The 23332-nt window shown below is 46.9% G+C and carries 19 protein-coding genes; 8 read left to right on the plus strand and 11 right to left on the minus strand.

Going from position 1 to position 23332, the window contains the following annotated elements:
* Positions 1-54 precede the first annotated feature (54 nt).
* Positions 55-2349: an S-layer homology domain-containing protein gene (locus tag RIN81_RS07715; RefSeq protein WP_309088986.1), complete on the plus strand. Its 2295-nt coding sequence runs from the start codon at positions 55-57 to the stop codon at positions 2347-2349.
* Between the two features lie 57 nt (positions 2350-2406).
* Here RIN81_RS07715 and RIN81_RS07720 read toward each other — a convergent pair whose 3' ends face one another.
* Positions 2407-3261 carry a DegV family protein gene (locus RIN81_RS07720; RefSeq protein WP_309088988.1) on the minus strand — a complete coding sequence of 285 codons (855 nt, stop codon included), beginning with the start codon at positions 3259-3261 and terminating at the stop codon, positions 2407-2409.
* 100 nt (positions 3262-3361) lie between these two features.
* Between RIN81_RS07720 and RIN81_RS07725 the strand changes: the two genes are divergently transcribed.
* On the plus strand, positions 3362-4303 hold the full coding sequence (locus RIN81_RS07725) for an EamA family transporter (RefSeq protein ID WP_309088990.1): 942 nt from the start codon (positions 3362-3364) through the stop codon (positions 4301-4303).
* 176 nt (positions 4304-4479) lie between these two features.
* On the opposite strand, the gene RIN81_RS07730 is transcribed toward RIN81_RS07725, so the two are convergent.
* From RIN81_RS07730 to RIN81_RS07770, 9 genes are all read right to left on the minus strand, one after another.
* Positions 4480-5739, minus strand: coding sequence for a dihydrolipoamide acetyltransferase family protein (locus RIN81_RS07730; protein WP_309088992.1), 1260 nt, complete (start codon positions 5737-5739; stop codon positions 4480-4482).
* Between the two features lie 13 nt (positions 5740-5752).
* Positions 5753-6781, minus strand: a complete 1029-nt coding sequence (locus tag RIN81_RS07735; RefSeq protein WP_309088994.1) for an alpha-ketoacid dehydrogenase subunit beta — start codon at positions 6779-6781, stop codon at positions 5753-5755.
* A complete protein-coding gene (locus RIN81_RS07740; protein ID WP_309089393.1) occupies positions 6778-7737 on the minus strand; it encodes a thiamine pyrophosphate-dependent dehydrogenase E1 component subunit alpha in 960 nt (319 codons plus the stop codon). The genes RIN81_RS07735 and RIN81_RS07740 overlap by 4 nt, the downstream gene beginning before the upstream one ends.
* Positions 7738-7938: 201 nt before the next feature.
* Entirely contained in the window at positions 7939-9762 is a 1824-nt protein-coding gene (locus RIN81_RS07745; RefSeq protein WP_309088996.1) for a sigma-54-dependent Fis family transcriptional regulator, read from the minus strand.
* 143 nt (positions 9763-9905) lie between these two features.
* On the minus strand, positions 9906-10373 hold the full coding sequence (locus RIN81_RS07750) for an S-ribosylhomocysteine lyase (RefSeq protein WP_251274684.1): 468 nt from the start codon (positions 10371-10373) through the stop codon (positions 9906-9908).
* A 30-nt stretch (positions 10374-10403) separates the two neighbouring features.
* Entirely contained in the window at positions 10404-10958 is a 555-nt protein-coding gene (locus tag RIN81_RS07755) for a YybH family protein (RefSeq protein WP_309088998.1), read from the minus strand.
* A gap of 127 nt (positions 10959-11085) precedes the next feature.
* Positions 11086-11271, minus strand: coding sequence for a hypothetical protein (locus RIN81_RS07760; RefSeq protein WP_309089000.1), 186 nt, complete (start codon positions 11269-11271; stop codon positions 11086-11088).
* A gap of 135 nt (positions 11272-11406) precedes the next feature.
* The gene (locus tag RIN81_RS07765; RefSeq protein WP_242231933.1) at positions 11407-12087 is read right to left on the minus strand and encodes a response regulator; all 681 of its coding nucleotides are present in this window, start codon (positions 12085-12087) and stop codon (positions 11407-11409) included.
* 13 nt (positions 12088-12100) lie between these two features.
* Entirely contained in the window at positions 12101-13267 is a 1167-nt protein-coding gene (locus RIN81_RS07770; RefSeq protein WP_309089002.1) for a sensor histidine kinase, read from the minus strand.
* 321 nt (positions 13268-13588) lie between these two features.
* On the opposite strand from RIN81_RS07770, the gene RIN81_RS07775 reads away from it, so the two are divergent.
* Together RIN81_RS07775 and RIN81_RS07780 are read left to right on the plus strand one after the other, a co-directional pair.
* Positions 13589-14227 (plus strand): YigZ family protein, encoded by a 639-nt coding sequence (locus RIN81_RS07775; RefSeq protein WP_309089004.1) that lies wholly within the window; start codon positions 13589-13591, stop codon positions 14225-14227.
* 83 nt (positions 14228-14310) lie between these two features.
* Entirely contained in the window at positions 14311-15351 is a 1041-nt protein-coding gene (locus tag RIN81_RS07780) for an LCP family protein (RefSeq protein ID WP_309089006.1), read from the plus strand.
* A 466-nt stretch (positions 15352-15817) separates the two neighbouring features.
* Here the strand turns inward: RIN81_RS07780 and RIN81_RS07785 are convergent, their stop codons facing one another.
* On the minus strand, positions 15818-16885 hold the full coding sequence (locus tag RIN81_RS07785; RefSeq protein WP_309089008.1) for a glycosyltransferase family 4 protein: 1068 nt from the start codon (positions 16883-16885) through the stop codon (positions 15818-15820).
* Positions 16886-17138: 253 nt separating this feature from the next.
* Between RIN81_RS07785 and secA2 the strand changes: the two genes are divergently transcribed.
* From secA2 to RIN81_RS07805, 4 genes are all read left to right on the plus strand, one after another.
* On the plus strand, positions 17139-19490 hold the full coding sequence (gene secA2 / locus RIN81_RS07790; protein ID WP_309089010.1) for an accessory Sec system translocase SecA2: 2352 nt from the start codon (positions 17139-17141) through the stop codon (positions 19488-19490).
* Positions 19491-19493: 3 nt separating this feature from the next.
* Positions 19494-20393, plus strand: a complete 900-nt coding sequence (locus RIN81_RS07795) for an accessory Sec system S-layer assembly protein (protein ID WP_309089012.1) — start codon at positions 19494-19496, stop codon at positions 20391-20393.
* Positions 20394-20685: 292 nt separating this feature from the next.
* On the plus strand, positions 20686-22131 hold the full coding sequence (locus RIN81_RS07800) for an MBOAT family O-acyltransferase (RefSeq protein ID WP_309089014.1): 1446 nt from the start codon (positions 20686-20688) through the stop codon (positions 22129-22131).
* 12 nt (positions 22132-22143) lie between these two features.
* Entirely contained in the window at positions 22144-23187 is a 1044-nt protein-coding gene (locus RIN81_RS07805) for a hypothetical protein (RefSeq protein WP_309089016.1), read from the plus strand.
* The last annotated feature ends 145 nt before the right edge of the window (positions 23188-23332 follow it).

The following is a 23332-nucleotide window of genomic DNA, read 5'->3' on the forward strand; positions in this document are numbered from 1 at the left end:
CCGGTATGTTATACTTTTCTTTGTAACATTGAAACAAAAAAGAAAGGGGATTTTATGCGAAAAATTGGAGGAAGCCTGACGGCACTTTTACTCGTGATCCTATTCGCGGTTAACGTGTCAGCACAGAGCTTCAGCGATATTTCAAGCCACTGGGCAAAAAAAGAGATCGAGGATCTTGTGGCAGATGGTGTCATTGCGGGTTATGAGGATGGAACCTTTCGTCCTTATGCGAGTGTAACAAGAGGCCAGTTTTTAGCGTATCTTGCCCGGGCGCTTGATTTGCCTGCCGGCGATTCTGCTTTTGTGGATGTAGGTCCTGGCAGCACTCTTTACCCTGAAATTGCCGCCGCGAAAAAAGCCGGTATCATCCAGGGGACAACCGAAGGAAAAGCGCTCCCGAACGAAGCCATTACCCGTTCTGATGTAGCAGTTATGCTGGATCGTGCCATGCAGTATAAAGGCGATTACATGGAGCGTACACCGTTAACCTTTACGGATGCGAAAGAAATTGGCGCTTATGCGTATGCATCGGTTGAGCGAATGACGCATTACGGACTGATTTACGGAACGGCAGATAATACATTCCTGCCGAAGAAAGTAGCGACACGCGGCGAATCAGCTGTATTTATTCACCGGATGATGACAAAGCTTGGACTTCTTGGCACCGTTAAAGAGCCGATTGAAGTGCCAAAACCGGCTGATAATCAGGAAGTAATCGTTCCGATCAACGATTATCAATATGTAAAGGTTCGTATGAACTCACGCGGCGTGCCGCTTTCATATGACCGTCAGGAAACGGACAAGCATATTGAATCAACAGACTATCATTATTACTACCATATGGGTTATGCTTCTAAACCACTCGGATCTCTTCGTGTAACCCTTCGCAAGCTGACAAACGGCGATACATTCGTCTTCACGAAGTTTATTCACAATGCGGACAATACATATTCCGCTACTGTTTCCCTGCCGTTTTCACAGTCTGATAACTATTCACTTGCTAAATACAGCGATCAGGGGACCGTTGTTCGTGAACACCATGACGTATTTGGCATTGATGAAACGAGCCACCCAATCGGCGTGCTTTCTGCTAAAAAAGGGTCGGCGGTCACAGGCGAAGTCATGATGGGCAAAAACTATGTAGCCGTTCCGAAAGAGCAGAAATATGCAGACGGCACCGTTTCACGCATTCGTGTGCTTGATCAAGAGTATGCAGGTTATGACGTTCAGCAGGCTGGCAATACCGTTACGGCAAATATGAACATAACGGTAAAAGGCAACGCCATTTCAGATTCATGGGCACTTGTGTCGGACAAGTCCTTGTTCCAGAGCTCATCTACACGCGATGAATGGTTTAAACGCACAATTGCCGAGTATATCTCGATCAATAACTGGCTCACAGCAGACGGTGCCTACACAAAGCTGCCTTGGTCGATCGAACCGGGTTATCAAATGGGCTACGGCCGCAGCATCAACCGGATGCAGGCTGGAATTTATTTAACGGCTTACCAGGAACATAACGATCGTTATTTATATGACCTTGTGTTGAATGGAGTCGCGGATCTGGATGTATTCTCCGGTGGTGAAGTAACGAAAGGAACCCAGCCGCTTTTCTACACGGAATATACAAGCACGTGGCTGAAAAAATCATACGGTACGACAGCGCCGTATGTAGATACACGTTTAAATGAAAATGCCGCAATGTTTTTGAAAAACACAGGCGAAGCACTTGGCATTGAAGCGTTAAAGGATGACAACTTAACGTATGCGAACTTCCTTGTAAACCAAAAATCACTCGGCAATATCATTCCGGTAACCGCATCAAGCTATATGATTTCAGATTACTATAAATCCGGTTCCAAGCAGACACATTCGTCGCTTAACCATGCACTAGGCGGCATGCGTTTCTTGATCGTCGCTTATGAGCAGACCGGTGATGAAAAGTATTTGAAACCGATGCGCGAATTCAAAGCCGGTATTGAAAATTTATATCCAAAATGGATTCGTACCGACAGCGCCCGAAAAGGCGACTTCTGGTATCAGGTCAATCCTGATTTAACCTTTGCCGGCAATGACTATGAGCTTTTAACGCTTTTAGATCTTTTGTTGAACCAGGAAGCGTTAGAGCGAATCGGTATGCCGCGCAGCGCTGTATTTGATCAAATGATCCGGTCAAAAACAACGTATCTTGTCGAAAACAACCGTCCATTTATCGATGAAGTGGTGAAGAAGCTGAATGAACAGGGCTTCGGCGACCTGATCAACGGTACACGTGCGGCAAGCACGGAACGAATCGACAGAGAAGAAATGCAAATGATCACAGATGTGCTGAATTCCGTTCCAAAATAAAAAAAGCGTTCCAGCTTCAAGCTGGAGCGCTTTTTCTTTTTATTTGATGACCACTTATCACTCGGACGTTCTTTTTTTTGTCCAGCCGAGCGCCAAGGCGCCTTCTCCTAAGTGTGTGGCAATAACCGGGCCGAAGCTTGAAATGCTGATTTCGGCTTTCGGAAATCGCTGCTTTAATTCCGCTGTCCATTTCCGGGCTTCGTCCTCCCGGTTCGCATGAATCACAGATGCCTGCAGCATGTCTCCGCCCTCATAATCTTCTCCGAACAAATCGCCAATGCGCTTGAGCGCTTTTTTGCTTGTTCGAATTTTTTCAAATGGCGCGAGCCGCTTGTCTTCCACATGGAGAATCGGTTTTACTTGAAGCAGGCCGCCAATCAGTGCCTGCGCTCCGCTTAAGCGTCCTCCCCGCTTTAAATGGTTTAAATCATCTACCATAAAGTACGCTTTCGTCCATTTTTTCATTTCGGTCAGCTCAGCCAAAATGGTATCCGGCGCTTTTCCTTCTTTGACCAATTCTGCCGCCCGCAGCACGTAAAAAGCCTGTGGTGCACAGCTGATTTCCGAATCAAATGAATACACATCTAACTTCTCTACCATGTCTGCGGCGGTAATGGACGACTGATAAGTGCCGCTCAGTTCACTTGATAAATAAATGCCAATGACTGCATCGTACTCCTTGGCAATTTGTTCATACAGCTCAACAAAGTGGCCGATGACCGGCTGAGATGTGGTGGGCAGCCTGCCTCCTTCATTCACTTTTCCGTAAAACTCTTCCATCGTGATATCGAGCTCTTCACGATATACATCCTCACCAAAAATAACGCTGAGCGGGATCATAAAAATATTAAGCTCCTCGCGCAGCGCTTTTGGAAGATAAGCGGTGCTGTCGGTCAAAATGGCCGTCTTCATCTGCTTATACCTGCCTTTTTCATTTTTTCATATCCCTTACATTTTAGCCCAATAGAGGTTGTTTTGCACCCCTTTTCCGGTAAGATAAAGAGGAGGAGGGATGATATTGAAATCTGCATGGCTTGTTTTGACGGGTGCCACACTGTGGGGCACGATTGGTTTGTTTGTGCAAGGACTTTATACATACGGTTTCTCGCCTATCGATGTGGTGGCATTACGGGTACTCGGTTCTGCTTTGGTGCTCTTTCTTTTTCTGCTTCTTTTTAAGCGTAACCTGCTTCGCATTCAGCTGCGCGATTTATTTTTTTTCGCCGGCTGCGGTATTGTCAGCATCGTCTTTTTTAATTTATGCTTTTTTACCGTGATGGAGCGATCCTCCAACTCCCTGGCTGTTGTGCTTTTGTATACCGGGCCGGTTTTTGTTGTGCTGCTGTCGCGCCTTTTTTTAAAAGAGCCGATGACGGGCGGCAAAGCGGTTGCGCTTTTGTTAACCGTGCTCGGCTGTATGCTTGCGGTAGGGCTTGTGCCGGCCGGTGATGCAGACATGTCGGCCGGCACCATTTTCATCGGGCTTTTATCCGGTTTTTTTTATGCCTTGTATTCGATTTTCGGCAAATTTGTCGCCCATCGCTATCATTCTGTTACCATCACGGCTTACGCGATGCTGACGGCCTCCCTCTGCGTCGTACCGATGTCGGGGCTTGCGGCAAAACAAGCGCAATTGCTGGAGCCGGCGGTTCTTTGGAATACGTTTGGCCTGGCCGTGTTATCAACGGTTTTTGCTTATAGCTTCTACACAGCGGGTCTTTCTCAAATGGAATCCGGCCGTGCAGCTATTTTAGCAGTGGCCGAACCTGTGGTAGCCATTTGGATCGGCATTCTTCTTTTTGGAGACAAGCTGACGATCTGGCAGGCTGGCGGCATTCTTTGTATTTTAGCAGCTGTCCTGTTCACGATCGAGCGGCGCCCGGCAGGAAAAGCAAAGTCCCAACGTCTGTTTTTTAGCCCGGAAAATCGGAATGAGGACCGAAAAACACTGTAATTCTCTTTTTTCGAGCTGTTCATCCTGAAAGTCTAGCTGCACAAAAAGGGTGTCTCATAAGCCGATTTTTCGTCTTAGAGACACCCTTTCTGCATTCTAACTTATCCATTCACCAGGCTTCCTGCTGGAAAGTATCGATGGGATTGTTTGATTCGATTGACGTGTCCCGCTTCGGATTATTCCGCCAGCATGCGATACGGCTGTTCGAGCATTCCTTTTAGCGTCTGCAGGAAAGCGGCCGCCGGGGAGCCGTCAATCGCACGGTGGTCGAATGTCAGGCTGAGCGGCTGAATGTGCCGCTTTTGCAGTTCATCTCCCACAAATACCGCTTCCGGCATCGCTCGGCCGAGGCCTAGAATACCGATCTCCGGCGGGTTCAAAACAGGTGTAAAAAACTCCACCTCGTAGTTTCCAAGATTGGTAATCGTAAACGTTGAGCCTTTTAACGTTTCCGCCTGGATACGGCCGCCTCTAACGTCGTCCGCATTGGAGCGGATCCGGCTGGATAAGTCTCTCAGCGACAGGCGGCACGCGTCATTGATTACCGGCACCATCAAGCCACTATCCAGTGCTACTGCGATTCCGAGATGGACGCGGTCGTGCAGGGCAAGCTGGCCATTCTCAAGGGTCGCGTTCATTTCCGGGTGCTTTTTCAGCGAAGCGATCACCGCTTTAGCAACAAAGTCGGTCAGCGTAAGCTTCACGCCGCTTTCTGCCAGCGACTCATTCATCTGCTGGCGAATCGTCATTAAATCCGTTACATCTGCCCTCATCGTAATAGTCAGCTGCGCGGTTGTCTGCAGGCTGTCAAACATGCGCTCCGCAATGACCTTACGCATACCGGCAAGCGGTTTGCCTGATGCAGAAGAGCGGGAAGACATCGGTTCTACGTCTGCTTCCGGCGCCGGCTGAACGGCTGCGGCGGCTGGCTGTGTATTGTGGTTTAAATGGCGTTCCACGTCAGACCGGGTAATCCGTCCATTCGGCCCTGTTCCCGGAATGCCGGTTACATCCAGACCATGTTCCCTGGCAAGCTTGCGGGCAGCCGGTGAAATGCGGGTTCTGCCGCCATTTCTTTGCACTTTTGCGGCGGCCGGCTCAGGTGTCTGTTCAATCGAAGCCGGTATTTCTTCCGGCATATCAGGTGCTTCCTGATGAAGCTCCGCTTGAGGCGCATTTACCGCTTCCGTTTCTTCTCCTGCTGCACCGACAAACCCGATCGCTTCGCCGACTTTTACCACTTCATCCGGAGACGCCTCGATTTTCAGCAAAATCCCGTCCGCCGGCGCTTCTATATCTTTCTCAATTTTATCTGAGCTGATCACGGCGACTGAATCCCCTTTTTTTACTTCATCGCCCTCCTGCTTCAGCCATTCAACGATCGTTCCTTCTTCCATCCCCATACCGAGCTTCGGCATAATCAACTTTACAGCCATCGCTAATCCCCCTTTATATCACCAATTCGCTGCCGGTCATTTCCTGAACGGCTTTGATGATTTTATCTGGTGTTGGCAAATAAATGTCTTCCAAAGATGGAGCAAATGGAACCGGTGTATGCGGCGCGGTGACCATTTTGATCGGCGCATCCAGATAGTCAAATCCTTTGTCAGCGACAAGAGCAGCGATGTCGGTTGCGGCACTGCAGCGCGGATTGGCTTCATCGACGACAATAAGCCGCCCTGTTTTTTCAACCGACGATAGGATCGTATCCTCATCAAGCGGTGACAGAGTGCGCGGGTCGATAATTTCGGCTTCTACTCCATTCTTGGACAGCTCAGCCGCTGCTTTAATGGCGGTGTGCACCATTTTGCCGATCGCTACAATGGTCACGTCCTCCCCTTTTCGCTTAATATCGGCTTTTCCAAAGGGGATGCGGTATGACCCTTCCGGCACTTCCCCTTTCATCGTATACAGCGTTTTGTCTTCAAAAAAGACGACCAAATCATCATCAAAAATAGATTCGAGAAGGAGCCCTTTCGCATCATACGGAGTGGATGGAATGACGACTTTAAGGCCCGGAATGTGCGTAAAAAAGGAATACAAGCTCTGAGAGTGCTGGGCTGCGGCACGGAAGCCTGCACCATGCATCGTCCGAATGGTGAGCGGCACTTTCGCTTTCCCGCCAAACATGTAGCGCAGCTTAGCCCCCTGGTTCATCACTTCATCCAGACAGCTGCCGATAAAGTCATTAAACATCAGCTCGGCAATCGGGCGCATTCCGGTAGCAGCTGCGGTCACCGCTGCACCGACGTAGCCCGCTTCCGCTATCGGTGTATCAATAACCCGCTCCCGGCCAAATTCCTGTACAAGCCCTTTTGTAACCCCCATTACGCCGCCCCAGGCTTCTTCATCCTGCAGGTGGTCTACCGCTGCGCCGCCCGCTACATCTTCACCGAGCAGAATCACATCTTGATCTTCTCTCATCGAAAGAGCCATCGCTTCGTTTACGGCCTGTGAAAAAGTGATTTGACGCGTCATCGTGCAGCACCCCCATCTGTTTTATACGATACATACACATCTTCCGTCAGCTGCTCTGGAAGCGGATATGGGCTTTTTTCCGCAAACTCGACGGCACGATCCACGGCTCTCCGCACATCGTCATCCATTTGGTCGAGCTCCGCTTCGGTCATAATCCCCTGCTCCGTTAAGTATGTGTAAAACTTTTTAATGGCATCGAGGTCATCCAGATGCTTGACTTTCTCTTCGCCTTTATATGTCTGGGCATCCCCTTCAAAATGGCCGTAGTTCCGGTACGTGATACATTCGATTAATGTCGGTCCTTCACCATTACGGGCCCGCTCTACTGCCCGCTGCGCTGCTTCCCGCACCGCCATCACATCTTTTCCGTCTACCGTTTCGCCTGGAATGCCGTAGCCGATGGCCCGGTCAGCAATCGACTTACAGCTGGAAGCGTAGTGGAAAGGCGTCGCTTCCGCAAATCCATTGTTCTCCGCGACAAAAATAACCGGTAAGTTCCAGATCGCAGCCATGTTAATGCCTTCATGGAACGTTCCGTGGTTATTGGCGCCATCCCCGAAAAAGCAAACCGCCACGCCGTCTGTTTTTTTCAATTTATGCGTCAAGCCGGCCCCGACAGCCAGCGGAAATCCTCCGCCCACAATTCCATTCGCCCCGAGCATTCCTTTTTCCACGTCAGCAATATGCATCGAGCCGCCTTTGCCTTTGCAGAGCCCGGTCGCTCTACCGTAAATCTCTGCCATCATGCCATCTAAATCACAGCCTTTGGCAATACAGTGGCCATGGCCGCGATGGGTGCTTGTAATGTAGTCCTTATCGTCGAGATGAGCGCAAAGGCCGACTGCAATCGCTTCTTCCCCTGCATACAAATGAACAAAGCCAGGCAGAATCCCTGTTCCGAAAATATCGTGAACCCGGTCTTCAAAGTGGCGTATTTCAAGCATTTTTTGAAACATCCATGTGGCTTCTTCTTTCGAAATAGTCGGCTGGTTTGTTTGCGTTTGTGACACTGGTACCCTCTCCCTTTCATTGATAAATGAAATAGAAAACGCTTTCAGTATCTCTAATGCAAACATCGTGCCAATTCGAAAGGACACCCGAATAAAGGAATATCCCCGCCCAAAACGTCATTTTTCCCGCCGCTGTCCCACCATGTCTCATTTCATCTCATATTGTTTCAGCTTCCGGTAAAAAGTGCTGCGGGGCATTCCGAGCTGTTTTGCTGCAGTGGGAGCATGGCCTTTTGCTTCTTTCAACACCCGCATAAATTCTTCCCGTTCGATTTCCTGGCGGCTCGTCCATTGTTTCTCATCCTCTGTCTCAAATGAGATCATGCAGTCCGCCGGTGATAAATCCGCTGGTACATCATCGCCATACAAAATACGAATACGATCCAAAATATTAAACAGCTCGCGGAAGTTTCCCGGGAATGAATGCTGCTTCAGAACATGCAGGAGAGATGCCGGAACCATTCCTTTCCAATGTGTTCGTTTCTGATAGTCCTGGATAAACCGTTCAAGATCGCAAAGCCGGTGGCGAAGCGGCGGCAGACTCAATGGAAACACATAAATCCGGTAAAAAAGATCCTCACGCAGCTGTCCTTTCTTTACAAGTTCCATTAAGTTCCGGTGGGTAGCGGTAATAATCCGGATATTAACGGGGACGGGCTTGGAAGCACCGACCGGCATGACCTCCTGCTCCTGCAAAACACGCAGCAATGAAATCTGCATTTGCTCTGAAATATCACCAATTTCATCTAGAAACAGCGTGCCTCCGTCCGCATCGCGGATTTTCCCCCGGCGGCCGCTTCTGCTTGCGCCTGTAAAAGAGCCTCCTTCATAGCCGAATAACTCGCTTTCCATCAACGAAGGCGGGATGGCACCGCAGTTTACGGCAATAAACGGCCCATTTTGGCGGCTGCTGTTTTCGTGAATAGCCCGCGCCAAAATTTCTTTTCCTGTGCCGGTTTCACCGTGAATGTGCACGGCTGCGTCTGTTTTGGCCACGCGTTCTGCCTGCCAAAGCACATGCTGGAATGGTTCTGCTGTACCAATGACCCCATTGTAATGAAAGGTATTGATCCAGCCGGGCGCAGCCGGTGCTTTTTTTGCAGCTGAAAACTGAACGAGACGGCCGATTTGGTAGGAGCGCGGTTCATCGAATACATCCCGCATAACATCCTGTACCCATGCCCTGTCCGGCAGATCCTCAAGCGGAAACGGCAAGGTCATTTGACACTTCTCTTTCATCGTGTCGTTCATCCATATAACCAGACCAGATGAAGAAACCGCCGCAATCGGAGCGGGGTGCTGGCGATAAAAAGAGGCCGTCATAATAAGCGACTGTTCGTCCATTTTCTCCATCGCTGCCCACTGCTGCTCGACCGCAAAAGAAGCAGCACATACAGCCGCCAGCATATGTTCATGACGGGAATCCTCCACAGGGCTTGTGATGTCCAATACACCTAAAAGCGTACCGTCCGGTGTGTGGATGGGAGCCGCTGAGCAGGAAAAGTGCTGGGAGGCGACCGAATAATGCTCCGTGCCGACCACTGTTATGGCTTCTCCTGTTCTGAGAGCGGTTCCAACTGCGTTCGTGCCAACGACGTCTTCTGTCCATCTGGAGCCTTCTATAAAATTGATTTTAGAGGCCTGCTTTAAAGCCGGGTCCGGACCGCGCGCTGCTAAAATGTAGCCGTCCTTATCAATAAGAAGGATGATCGTGTTTGCCTGGCGGATTGAAGTGATCATTTTATCCATAATGGGAGCTGCAATCGAAGCAAGCCGGTCATTTTTCTCCAGCCGCGTGCGAAGCTGATCCGGTGTTAAAATGTCGCTTCCTTTGCCGTCGTATGGATTGACCCCGCTTCTCTGGCATAAATACCAGGACTCTTCAATCCGTTTTTGCAGACGTGCCGTATCGAGCACTCCTTCTCTCACGAAGCGCTGCCATACATTCCGATTTACTGTTTCATTGGTCATTGAAAAACCTCCCCGTTTTGAAAATGAAACATGCCTGCCTCCGCCTAAAAGCCTTTCCTTCCGGTTTTTCGTACGCTCACTCATTGCAAAACAAAAAAAGCGGATAAAAGGCGATTCCTTTTATCCGCTTGTCAGCCCACGGCTTACCCGGCAAATACTTCTGTCCATTCTTGACGTTTAGCAAGCATATTGCGCGCGATTTCTTTTGCGCCTTCCAGGCTGTGGCTTGCTGCCCAGCCGCACTGCACTTCGTTGCAGGCAGGCACCTCTGTCGCTTCCAGCACGTCTTGTAATGTTTTTTCAAGGATGTTTAAAATGTCATCGTAATCTTCATGATTGATCACAGCGATGTAGTAGCCTGTCTGGCATCCCATTGGGCTGATGTCGACAATTTTATCCGAATGGTTACGGCTGAATTCCGCCATCATGTGCTCTAATGAATGAAGAGCTGGCATTTCCATATGCTCCTTGTTCGGCTGGCAGAAACGAATATCGTATTTTAGAATTTTGTCCCCGTTTTGGCCTTCTTTTACGCCGGCAAGGCGGACATAAGGCGCTTTTACTTTTGTATGGTCTAAATTAAAGCTTTCTACGTTCATTTCTTTTGTCATGTTTAAAAAACCTCTTTTCTTTTTACTATATCATTCCATCGCAAAAAGGGAAACTTGCTTCCAGCTGCCCTCTTCTTTTTGAAATACCATCATCTGACGGGTAGTCTGGCTGACTTCTTTGCCTGTTTTGATATCCTTCGACGTTGATTTCATATTCATAAAAATGTTGGCGGTTTGAGCCGTTTGATCGTACTGGATAATCGTTATATTCGCCGGCTCCATCACAGCATCAAATGTTTGAAATACTTTTTGTACATACGCTTTTTCTTCATCATAATCAAATGACTTCGGATTTTTGGAAATAGCCGCCATATAGCCATCAAGATCTTTGTGATTGAATGACTGGATTTGCTGGTTCAGCGCAGCCAGAATAGCCGCTCTTTCCTCGGGGGGAATATTTTTTGCTTCTTCAATAGGCGCCCGCACTGTATCACTTTCTTCTGTTTCGGCTGTTCCGTGTGTTTCCTGCTCGGTGCGGCTTGATTCACCGTCCTCTGCTGAGTAAGCGGCCCGGTCGTTTTTCTCGCCGCATCCTGCGAGCAGTACACCGGTTAAAAAAAGAGCAGCTGCCCAATTATGGTTCACCGTCCGTGCACATCCTTCCAAGGCCTGTCCGAAAGAAGTGCGGCATCGCACCTCCCGCCTTTGATCCTTATTTCTCTTTTATTGTAAAAGAAAAAAGGCCCGCGCTCAACCAGCGCAGGCCGTTTTTTCAATAATAACGTCTGAAGGGCGGACGGCCGTAGATAATTGGCGACAATAAGCTTCCTGTTAAGCCGCCGAAAAATCCACCTAAAAATGGATTTTGATAGCCGCCATAGTAATAAGGAGGCTGGTAATACGGCGGATATGGCGGATACGGATAATAATAAGGCGGGCGTACGTTGAACGGACTCATCTTCATCGCTCCTTTCGCTTGTAGTGTATGCAGCAAAAGAAAGGGTGGTGAGTGCCCGGTTATCGTGGTGAATAAGGTGCCGCCCCTTGTTTATCCGCCGTTCTTCTACAAAAAAAGCCCCCTAAAGGGACTTTTTTAGCGAACTTCCACCCAGCCTTTTTTGATGGCTGTTACAACCGCTTGTGTGCGGTCATTTACATTCATTTTTTGCAAGATGTTGCTCACATGGTTTTTAACTGTTTTTTCACTGATATATAGAGCTTCCCCGATACCACGGTTGCTTTTTCCGTCAGCCAGCAGCTGAAGTACTTCGCACTCGCGGCGTGTTAGCAGGTGAAGCGGACGGACAACCTCCGTTTGTTGGAAACCTTTTCCTTTTCCGTCATCTGTTGAAAGACGGCGGTAATCCGCAATCAGGTTGTGCGTTACACGCGGGTGAAGATATGATCCGCCATCTGCCACCACTTTAACTGCTTCTACGAGCTCTTCTGCATCCATTTCTTTCAGCAGGTAACCGAGTGCGCCGGACTGAAGAGCATGGGTTACATAGTTTTCATCATCGTGAATCGACAAAATAATGACTTTTGTGTCCGGGTGTTTATCCACGAGCTTGCGTGTTGCTTCCACTCCGTTCACTTCCGGCATGTTAATATCCATGATGACAACATCCGGGTTGTACTCTTCAACGAGCGAAAGTGCTTCCGTTCCGTCATCTCCCTCTGCAAGCACTTCAAACGATTCTTCAAAATCAAGAATACGTTTTACCCCTTCACGGAATAATTGATGGTCGTCAATAATAACAATTTTCGTTGTCATCGTCTTTCCTCCTCTAAGTCAATGGCTGCTCAATTATTGGAACGCTGATTAGAACAACTGTTCCTTCCGCTGGTTTCGACCGAATCGTAATGTCTCCATCCAGCAGGTCAATTCGCTCCTTCATTCCCATTATGCCAAAAGAGCCTGATTTTTTCTTGTTTACGTCAAACCCTTTGCCGTTGTCTTTCACAACAGCTAATACCTGCTCTTTTTTTATTTCCAGTTTTACTTGAATCTCAGTTGCATTTGCATGTTTTAATGCATTTTGGACAGACTCCTGAATCAGCCGGAACAGCGCTACTTCCATATTGGACGGAAGCCGTTTTTCAAGACCGATGTTGGAAAACGCGATGTTCGGCGCAGCGTTTTGAGAACGGATGTATTCGCTGACAGTAGCTAAATACTTTTTAAGCGTTGGAATCAAGCCAAGGTCATCGAGCGCCATCGGACGCAGATCGTAAATAATCCGGCGCACTTCATAAAGCGCGGAGCGGACCATTTTTTTCAGATCACGAATCTCCTTGAAGGCCGCTTCCACGCCTCGTTCGCGGTACAGCTTCTCGATTAAATCGGAACGCATTAATACGTTCGCCATCATCTGAGCCGGCCCGTCATGAATCTCGCGGGATAAACGCTTTCGTTCTTCTTCCTGTGCTTCCATCACCTGCAGGCCAAAAGCCTGCTTGGACTGGGCATCTTCAAGCGCCCGGCCGAACGCCTTCATATCCTGGGTTAAATAATTCAGGACAACAGCGGTTTGTGAAATAAGCTGCTCCGCCCGCTCGATCGTTGTATGTACAGATAAAAGCCGGCGGTCCAGTTCATTGCGGCGGTCTATGAGCTGCTTTTCGTTTTGCCGCAAAACGAGCAGCTTCACTTGTAAATCATGGGCCTGTTCATAGGCCTTGCGCACAACTTCCTCTGAATGTACAGAAAAGTCACGGCTTACTTCTGAAAGCCGCTTTCGTGCCATTTTCACTTTTCGTTCCAGTTCTTCCTGTTCTACAATGGAGGAATGAATTTGGCTTTTGATCTGCTGAAGCTCTTTCAATAGGCCTTCATAATCAACCCTGCTTTGTTCAGCAATTGAAAAAATTTGGCCTTTGCTTTGATCAACGGTTTCCACCATTTTATCCAAAATTGTATCAAGAAGTTTGGTATCCGAGTTTCGCATTAACATAAGCGGTTTCCTTCCAAATGAAATGAATGGGACCTGTCCAAAAGATACAGCACCTATTTCACACAGATATATCTTTTGATGGTGGAAATAATGCATAGTTTACCTTAAATCACTCAAAAAAGACCCGGTGAAAACCTCACACGGAAAGGACATTCTCATTATATCATTACAGCAGGAAACGAACATTAAAGTTTATTTACGATTCGTTTAAAAGTATTTCGAAGCATGTCTCTTTTCATCCGGACTTTTTTCCTTTACGATAAACTATCAATACCGAGTACCCTTATTTTTCATTTTTAAACCTAATAAGGAGGAATTTTTTTGTTATCTTACTACAAAACGGTGAAAACAGCCGGCACTCATGAAATTGTCATTCAAAAATCGCGTTTTATCGCACATACCGCGAGAGTAGAATCTGCTGAGGAAGCGATCGCGTTTATTGACCAAATTAAAAAACAGCACTGGAATGCAACACATAATTGCTCGGCTTATATGATTGGCGAGCACGACCATATTCAAAAAGCGAACGACGATGGCGAACCGTCCGGCACTGCCGGACTGCCTATTTTGGAAGTCATTAAAAAAAGAGAACTGAAAGATACAGCGATCGTGGTGACACGTTACTTTGGCGGCATTAAACTCGGTGCAGGAGGCCTGATCCGAGCATACGGCAAAGCTGCATCTGAAGGATTGAATGCAGCCGGCATTGTCGAACGCCGTCTTATGAAGGTTATGACAGCCTCGATTGATTATACATGGCTTGGCAAAATTGAAAACGAACTGCGTGCCTCCATTTATGAATTAAAAGAAATCCGTTATGCGGAAGGTGTGGAGGTGGACGTGTTTGTGGAAGAAGGACAAGCCGACGCTTTTTGCGGATGGATAACGGAACTGACAAACGGGCAGGCTGTTTTCAAAGAAGGCGACGTTTTATACATGGAAAAAGACGTCGAATTTTAAAAAAATTTGAATGAACTTATCCTTTCATAGTAAAATAGTAGATGGTTTAAAATTTGATATTACATCTAAAAGGAGATAAATACATGAGTTCACCCAATCAACGCATGGGTCGGCGCCGAAAGAAAACGCAAAAACGCCGAATTTTATTTTTCACGCTTTTTCTTCCGGTGCTGCTCGTTGTTTTTACTGGTGCAGGCTACGGCGCTTTTCTTTATAAGAAAGCCGAAACGATTGTATCAGATTCTTATATGACAGACGGACGCGAAAAATCGGCCCTGCGTGATGCGGACGTTCATCCGCTTGAGGATAATATTTCAATTTTGTTTATGGGAATTGATGATAACAACAAACGGAAATATGGGGACAATACCCGGACAGATGCACTTGTCTTGGCTACGTTAAATGTAAAAGACAAAACGATTAAAATGCTTAGTATTCCACGTGACACGTATGCGTACATCCCCGAAGAAGATGATTACAATAAAATTAACCATGCACACGTTGTCGGCGGCCCGACGGCTACGATTGAAGCGGTTGAGGAACTGCTTGATGTACCAGTCGACTACTACGTGCGCTTAAACTTCTACGCTTTCGTTGACGTCGTCAACGCATTAGACGGCATTAAATTTAATGTACCGTACGACATTAGAGAAAAAGATTCAAGCGACGTCCACTATACGTACGTTAAAGAAGGACTTCAAACATTAAACGGAGAAGAAGCATTAGCGGTGGCCCGCACACGTCATGCCGACAGCGATATTGAGCGCGGCAAACGCCAGCAGCAGATCCTTCAGGCCATTGCGAAAAAAGCGACTTCCTTTAACTCCATTACGAAATATGATGAATTACTAGAAGCCGTTGGTTCCAACATGCGGACAAACCTGACGTTCAGTGAAATGAAATCGCTCATTACGTACGCAGAAACTGACCAAGGCTTAAATTATGAGTCCCTTGCCCTTAAAGGAGCAGACGACTTCCTACCTTCAGGCGCTTATATTTACCGGCCGGATGAAACAGAGCTTGAAGTGGTTAAAGGCAAATTACAGCGCCACCTTGATATCGAGCCATCCAATGATTCAGATGAAGACGGCGAATCCGAAGATGAGTCGTACAGCACCGAATAAAAGAAAACCCGCTATCCTTGTTGATAGCGGGTTTTCAGTGTGTAGACAAAGTCTTTCACTTTTAAAAAAGAGCCGATAAGTGGTGTTGAAGATCCATAAGCAAGGAATGAATAGACATTTTCTCTTTTTTAAACAGCAAGATAAGACCTTATTAGCTTTATACAATCTTATCGCAAGCCACTTGGCGGCGGGAAGGCAGCGCAGACTCCTATGGGACTAGCGGGCAGCTGAGACCGGTGAAGCCGCCAGGCGAAGTCGGGCTCAGCGCCTGCCCCATGGAAAGCGGAGCTGCCTGGACGCCGCCGATCCATCCCATTCATGTGCACGGTCATTCATATCATTTGTCTACAGTCTGAATCCCGCTATCCTAATTGATAGCGGATTTTTTGAACTGCGACAGCTCTCTGTTGTTTTGCTTTGTTCACGTAAAAAACCGCTATCTTTATGGACAGCGGTTTTTACCTGATTACATATTCTTTTTCGTTCCGCCTCTGACAAAGTTCAAAAGCGGCTTATAGTCGTTGCCGATAAGCCCGATGCTTTCAACGAAAATTTCAATGGCAATGGTAATCACAGCCATCATAATAATGGCACCCCATAGCGTGGCCATTGAGAAAATAATCGCCGCAAGACCGAACATCATCGCGATCATATAAATGATCAAAACGGTTTGTTTATGTGTATAGCCTGTCCGAAGCAGGCAGTGATGAAGATGCGATTTATCTGGTGCAGAAATGGGCTGCTTGTTCAGCTTCCGGCGGATAATCGCAAAAATAGTATCCGAAATCGGAACACCCAGAATGATAATCGGAATAATCAAGGAAACAACGGTGATGTTTTTAAAGCCAAGCAGGGATACGACGGAAATAATAAAGCCGAGAAACAGCGCGCCCGTATCCCCCATAAAGATTTTTGCAGGATGGAAATTGTACTTTAAAAAACCGATTGTGCTGGCCGCCACAATAAGCGCAATGCTCATAACGTACACATCGCCTTTTAAAAAGGCCATAAAACTGATGGTAAACAAAGCAATCGTTGAAACACCGGCTGCCAGTCCGTCCAGACCATCAATTAAATTAATGGCATTTGTAATCGCCACAATCCAGATAATCGTCAATGGAATACTTAAAAAACTGTTGAATTCAATGGTCCCGCCAAACGGCAGGTTAAAGAAATCAAGGCGGACATCTCCATAGACAACGACCACAAGAGCAGCTGCAATTTGGCCGGCAAGCTTCACTTTTGCGGAAAGCTCAAAGCGGTCATCAAACACACCCGTCAGGATGATAATAAAACTTCCAATGATAATAGCGGGGTTCATCAGCGGCAGATCGTACGGTGCGTCCGGACGCAAAACAAGCATGCCAATCAAGAAGCTGATAAAGATGGCCAGCCCGCCCATACGCGGCATAATACGCTGATGCACTTTCCGGTAGTTTGGTTTGTCAACAGCTCCAATGGCGATAGCGAATTTTTTCACAAGTGGTGTAAGGGCTAGAGAAGCCAGTACACAGATAATAAAAGCAACAACCATAAGATCCTCCCTCTGTTGGCCAGAAGCATAGTGTATATGATGAACGTCATTATTTTTATTTGCCCTCAATTTCAACATTATAAGCCCAAACCATCATTATATCCACCATAAACATGAAAAAGACCTGATATTTTCTTTCATGCCGTCTTCTGTTAAGATAAGGATGGGCAGCTGCATGCACGGCATCCAGCTATCATGCCTTTGTGAACCGCATGAGACGGGCCCGTGGACGTATTCTGGGGAGTGAAATAAATTGGTTTCATTATTTCGAAAAAAAGATGCTGCCGATCGGCAGTTAAAAACATACCGAAAACTTGTAACAGCTATCAATGCGCAGGAAGCAGCCATTGAGGGCTTAACAGATGAAGATCTGCGCGGCAAAACAGCGGAATTTAAAGAGCGTCTTGCCGGCGGTGCTTCCATTGAAGATATTAAAACAGAGGCGTTTGCCGTTGTACGTGAAGCGGCCAAACGTGTTCTTGGCATGCGCCATTACGATGTTCAGCTCATTGGCGGCCTGATTTTATCCGATGCCAACATTGCGGAAATGGCAACCGGCGAAGGAAAAACGCTCGTCGCTTCCCTGCCAAGCTACCTGCGCGCCCTTGAGAGCAAAGGCGTTCACGTGATTACCGTAAATGAATATTTGGCGAAACGCGACCGTGACACGATCGGGCCGCTTCATGAATTTCTCGGCCTGAGCGTTGGCTTAAATGTGCCGCTTATGGACAGTAAAGAAAAGCAGGAAGCTTACAATGCGGACATTACATATGGAGTTGGAACAGAATTTGGATTTGATTACCTGCGTGACAATATGGTCTGGCACCCTTCTCAACGTGTTCAGCGTCCGTACCATTTCGCTATTATTGACGAAGTAGATAGCGTTTTAATCGACGAAGCCAAAACACCGCTTATTATTGCCGGCAAAATGCCGCCTGCCGCTGACCTTCATTACATTGGCTCACGTGTAGCCAAGCGTTTTGTCCGGGATGAGGATTATCACTTAGATGATGAAACAAAAGCGGTCAGCTTAACTGATGGCGGGATTGAAAAAGTCGAAAAAGCATTTGGCATTGACAATTTATACGAACTGGAACACCAAACACTTTATCACTATATGATTCAGGCGGTCCGGGCGCATGTGATGTTTGAAAAAGACGTGGACTATATCGTGAAAGACGGAAAAATTCTCCTCGTCGATATGTTTACCGGCCGGACGATGGAAGGCAGAACGCTGTCAGACGGCCTTCATCAGGCAATTGAAGCAAAAGAAGGCCTGGAAATAACGGATGAAAATAAAACACAGGCTTCTATTACAATTCAAAACTATTTCCGTATGTATCCATTCTTATCGGGCATGACCGGTACGGCGAAAACAGAAGAAAAAGAACTGCTCGATGTTTATAACATGCAGGTCATCCCGGTTCCAACCAACCGGCCGGTGCAGCGTGTGGACATGCCTGACCGCATTTACCGGACAATCGAGGAAAAATACGCCGCTGTCACAGCAGAAACGGCTGAACGCCACGCAAACGGACAGCCTGTATTAGTCGGAACCACTTCTATTTTGCAGTCCGAAAAAATTGCCCAGCACTTTGAAGATGCCGGCTTGTCTTTTGAGCTGCTAAATGCAAAAAGCGTGGAGCAGGAAGTGGAGCTTATTTCCCGTTCCGGCCAGCGCGGCCACATTACCATTGCGACAAACATGGCCGGACGCGGCACCGATATTCTGCTTGGGGAAGGCGTACCGGAACTCGGCGGCCTTCACGTGATCGGCACTGAACGACATGAAAGCCGCCGCATCGACAACCAACTCAAAGGCCGGGCCGGGCGCCAGGGTGACCCTGGGTCAAGTGAATTTATCATTTCACTGGAAGACGCGATGTTCCGCCGTTTTGCCAAGGACGATTTAGCAAAGATTGAGAAAAAGATACAGACAAACGGCGAAGGTCTTGTTACAAACAAAAAAATACACGAATTTGTGGACCGCGTTCAGCGGATTGTGGAAGGCTCCAATTATTCGATTCGCGAGTACAACTTAAAGCTCGATGACGTTATTAATGAGCAGCGCGGTGTTATTTTCGGACTTCGCAACGCAATTATCGATGACGAGTCTCAAAAGGATCGTCTTGCAGATATGATTACACGTTCGGTCCGGGAAGAAATCGACCACTATTGCCATGAGGAAGCGGAACCCGAAGAATGGGCGCTCGACATTCTTTCCAGCCACCTTCAAGCGATGTTTGGCGGACGCGAGGTTCCCCTTCCGGAAGAAGTCTCCAGCAAAAAAGAAGTGGAGCGTACAGTTGAACCTGTTTTATCCGACTATCTCGCCTGGGTAAACAGTGAATATGACCCTTCCTGGGATGAGGGCATTAAACGGATCATGACAGCCGATCTGGATACTGCCTGGGTTCACCACCTTGAACAAATGACCCGCTTAAAAGAAGGCATTGGCCTGCGCCATTACCAGCAGGAAGATCCGATGCGCATTTATGCACGTGAAGGACTACAGCTTTTCCAAACGTCTTACCGCGACCTGCTTCGTTCTATTTCTGCCAAAACGGCCGCTTTAATGACGGAATTAACGAAAAAGGAGAATTAACCGATGTTTTCTTTCTTTAAACGAAAAGGGAAAAATGACGATACACTAAAAAATGATGGACGTGAAGCTTCTGTTTCTGCCGCCGATGTCACTGGCGGAGAAACAGAAGCCGGCACTGAGGAAGTAACAACAGACTTGTCGCTTCATCCGTCCCAGACGGTTTCTCAAGAGCAAATGTATGTACTCCGGTTTTTAAATAACGAACTGCCGCCGCTTAAACGAAATCAGCTTTCTCTTTCCGGCATTGAGTGGAGCGAACAGCCGAATGGTATTGCGGTTTCTGCTTTTGTCCGCAATACCGTTGAGCGGGAGATTACACTCGGCGAGGTCCCTCTTCTTTTGCTGAATGAAAAAAATGAACTCAAAGCGCGGGATACGTTTAATTTAAAAGATCTCGGCTCACTGCCGGCTGACTCAAGCCGTCCGTGGACGTTTCTTTTTCCTGCCGCGTCTCTTGATCCACGGGTCGAGCTGGGCAAAGAAAACTGGTCGGTTGCGTTTGATTTAACATCGCGCAAGCATAAGCTTGATCTTGATGAAAAATGGGACAAGACCCTGCCTGAAGAGCAAAAAGAAAACTTGAAGCGTATTGTGGAGAAGCTCGGAAATCCCGCTAAAAACGAACTTAATTTTACGGGATTAAGCGCCGCCACGCTTGATAATGGAGATTTAACGATTTCCCTGCTGATTCGAAATGGATATGAACGGAATGTAAATATCGAAAAACTGCCTTTGCAGCTTTTTGATGCAGCCGGCGACCTTGTTGCCCATGGCCAATTCAACGTCGGTGATTTTGAAGTAAAAGCGAATACAACAAAGCCATGGTCATTTGTTTTTCCAGCCTCGCTCATTCAAAAAGAAAATGCCGATTTCTCCAAATGGAGTGTTCGGGTAAGCAAATAAAAAAGTGCGCTTGTCGTCAGCTGGACTGATGATAAGCGCACTTTTTTAGTGGAGTACAATAAAATAAGCACCTGCCATATCGGACAGATGCTCACAGCTTGTACCAACCACGTTCTAGCAAAACGAGTTATTTACATACAAAACGGAAACTATAAGTCCATTCTATCATATCTTTTTGCACTTACAACTGTTATTTTCGTTATTGAAGCAGCCTCACGGCTTATTGTCGAAATTTGAGAGCTGTAGTATGATTAGTGCTGTCGTTATTCGTTTCTCGTTGGAGGAGATTACGTTGATTTTCAACTCATTTGAATTTATTTTCCTGTTTTTGCCTCTTGTGTTTCTCTTGTACTTTCTCTTAAGCCGATGGCATTTTACAGCAGCGAAGGTTTGGCTTCTGCTTAGCTCGCTGTTTTTTTACGGATACTGGAATCCGGTTTATCTGCCGCTTATCTTAATCTCTCTTGTGATTAATTTTGTGATTGGCAGCTACCTGGGGAAAGACAGCCCAGAAGGCCGCCGAAGAATCATTTTAACGATCGGCATTATCTTTAACGTAGTGCTGCTCGGATACTTTAAATATTACGATTTCTTTGTCGAAAATATCAATTATGTATTTCAGACAGATATAGAGCTGAAAAATTTATTGCTGCCACTGGCAATCAGCTTTTACACCTTTCAGCAGATTGCATACTTAGTTGACTCTTACCGAAAAGAAACAAGCGAGTATAATTTCTTAAACTATGGCTTGTTTGTTACGTTTTTTCCACAGCTTATTGCAGGACCTATCGTTCATCATAGTGAAGTAATGGATCAGTTCGAAAAAGCGGAAAATCGTCGAATTCAGTCGAGAAATATAGCAGTCGGCCTGTTTATATTTAGTATCGGCTTGTTTAAAAAAGTGGCGATTGCTGACACGTTTGCTGTATGGGCCAATCAAGGCTACGCCATGGCGGACAGCTTGACTTTTGTGGACAGCTGGATGACAACACTTGCGTACACGTTTCAGCTTTACTTTGACTTTAGTGGATATTCAGATATGGCGATTGGTATAGGCCTGCTTTTTAATATTCACTTGCCGCGTAACTTTTTCTCTCCGTATAAGGCGAAGAGCATCCAGGATTTTTGGCGGTGCTGGCACATTACCCTATCCAGGTTTTTAACGCAGTATATTTATATTCCGCTTGGCGGTAACCGGCATGGAAAGTTCAGAACCTATCTAAATATTTTTATCATCTTTTTAATCAGCGGCTTTTGGCACGGAGCTGGCTGGACATTCGTTGTGTGGGGAATCCTGCATGGTGCCGCCAGTATGATTAACCGGGCATGGACATTGTCTGGCCGAAAGATGCCTGGCTTACTCGCCTGGTTTTTAACATTCACCTTTGTACATTTTGCCTGGGTATTTTTCCGGGCGCCAGATATGGAGACTGCCTGGAATGTCCTTGGCAGCATGATTGGACTGAACGGTGTGCTTCTTCCAAAAGATTTTGTTCATGCCCTTCATTTGCCGCTTGGCAGCCAGACATTATTTAATTTTGAACTGGGAGCACCATTTATCGAAGTGCTTATGTGGACTGCGGCTGTCATGATGCTTGTTCTTTTAGGGAAAAACTCCATTCAGCTGAGGGATGAATTTAAACCGAAACTATGGATAGCAGCCGCTGCAGCAGTGATGTTCATTTACTGTACAGTGCAGCTTCAAAAAGTATCTGAGTTTCTTTATTTTAACTTTTAAGGTGTGATAAACGTGAATCAGTCAAGGCGATTTACAGCTGTTTTTTTCTCGATTGTGTTTCTAACACTCGTTCCGCTTGCTGCGTTTAACTACCTAATGGATCCGCTTTGGACATTCAGCCCGAAGCATGCCTGGAACGACCGCCAGGATGTGATCAATGAACGGCAGCAAAAAACAAATCGGATTTACTTTCGGCCGTTTTTATATGATACGATCCTGCTCGGGTCCAGCCGGTCTACCTATATCGACCAGCACGAGTTCAAAAGCATGAAGGTATACAATTATTCCGTCAGCAATATGTCGATTCGCGAGTACGATACCTTCCTGGCTTTCGCGGAAAAACATAGTGAACAGCCAATCCAGCGCGTGATTTTGGGGGTCGATTTCTTTAAATCGTCGGTACAGGAAAGCAGCGAGCCACATGCGTTGACCAACTATGAGAAACAGTTTGAAGATCCGCTGTACCGGTTTAAAAACTTACTGTCACTTGATACGCTGAGGTATTCGCTGAAAGATGCCCGTATGTCTATTACAAATGAAGTGTCGCTTGAGCGTGTATATAATCGGGAAAATGTAGCGGATGCTAAAGAAATTTCTCAAAAAGAGCGTGAAGAAAACACAGCCAAAAAAGTTGATCGCTTTAAACAAGAATTCTATGGAAGTCACTATGTGTATAACCCGAGGTACAAGGAATATTTAACGATATTCAACAAACGCCACCCGAATGTAGAAAAAATTGTTTATACGACACCGATTTCAATGGAGCTGTTTGACGCACTTGTTGAAACGGGCCACCTTAAAGACTATGAACAATGGCTGCGTGACCTGGTAGATGTGTATGGCGGGGTTTATAACTTTATGTACCCGAATGAAGTGACCAACGATTTAAACAACTATTTTGACGGCCACCACTTTTATCCGGAAACCGGCACAAAAATTGCCAAGCGGATCGACGCCGGTCCCCAGGCTGAAAGCTCATTTGGTGTTTATGTAACAAAAGAAAATATCGACCAGCATCTGCAGGATGTGCGAAACGCTCTTCCAAAACGGAACTAAAAAACGATCCTATAGGAGGATCGTTCGAGACTGTCGACAATGTCGTCAGTCTTTTTTTGTGAAGACTTTCATTGCCGAAAGCGGGCTGGAGACTTTCTGGGAAACATCGCTTCTTAAGAAGAGTCGATAGGGAAGCCGGCCGGAC

It is taken from the genome of Domibacillus sp. (assembly GCF_031181085.1).
Lineage (GTDB): Bacteria > Bacillota > Bacilli > Bacillales > Domibacillaceae > Domibacillus.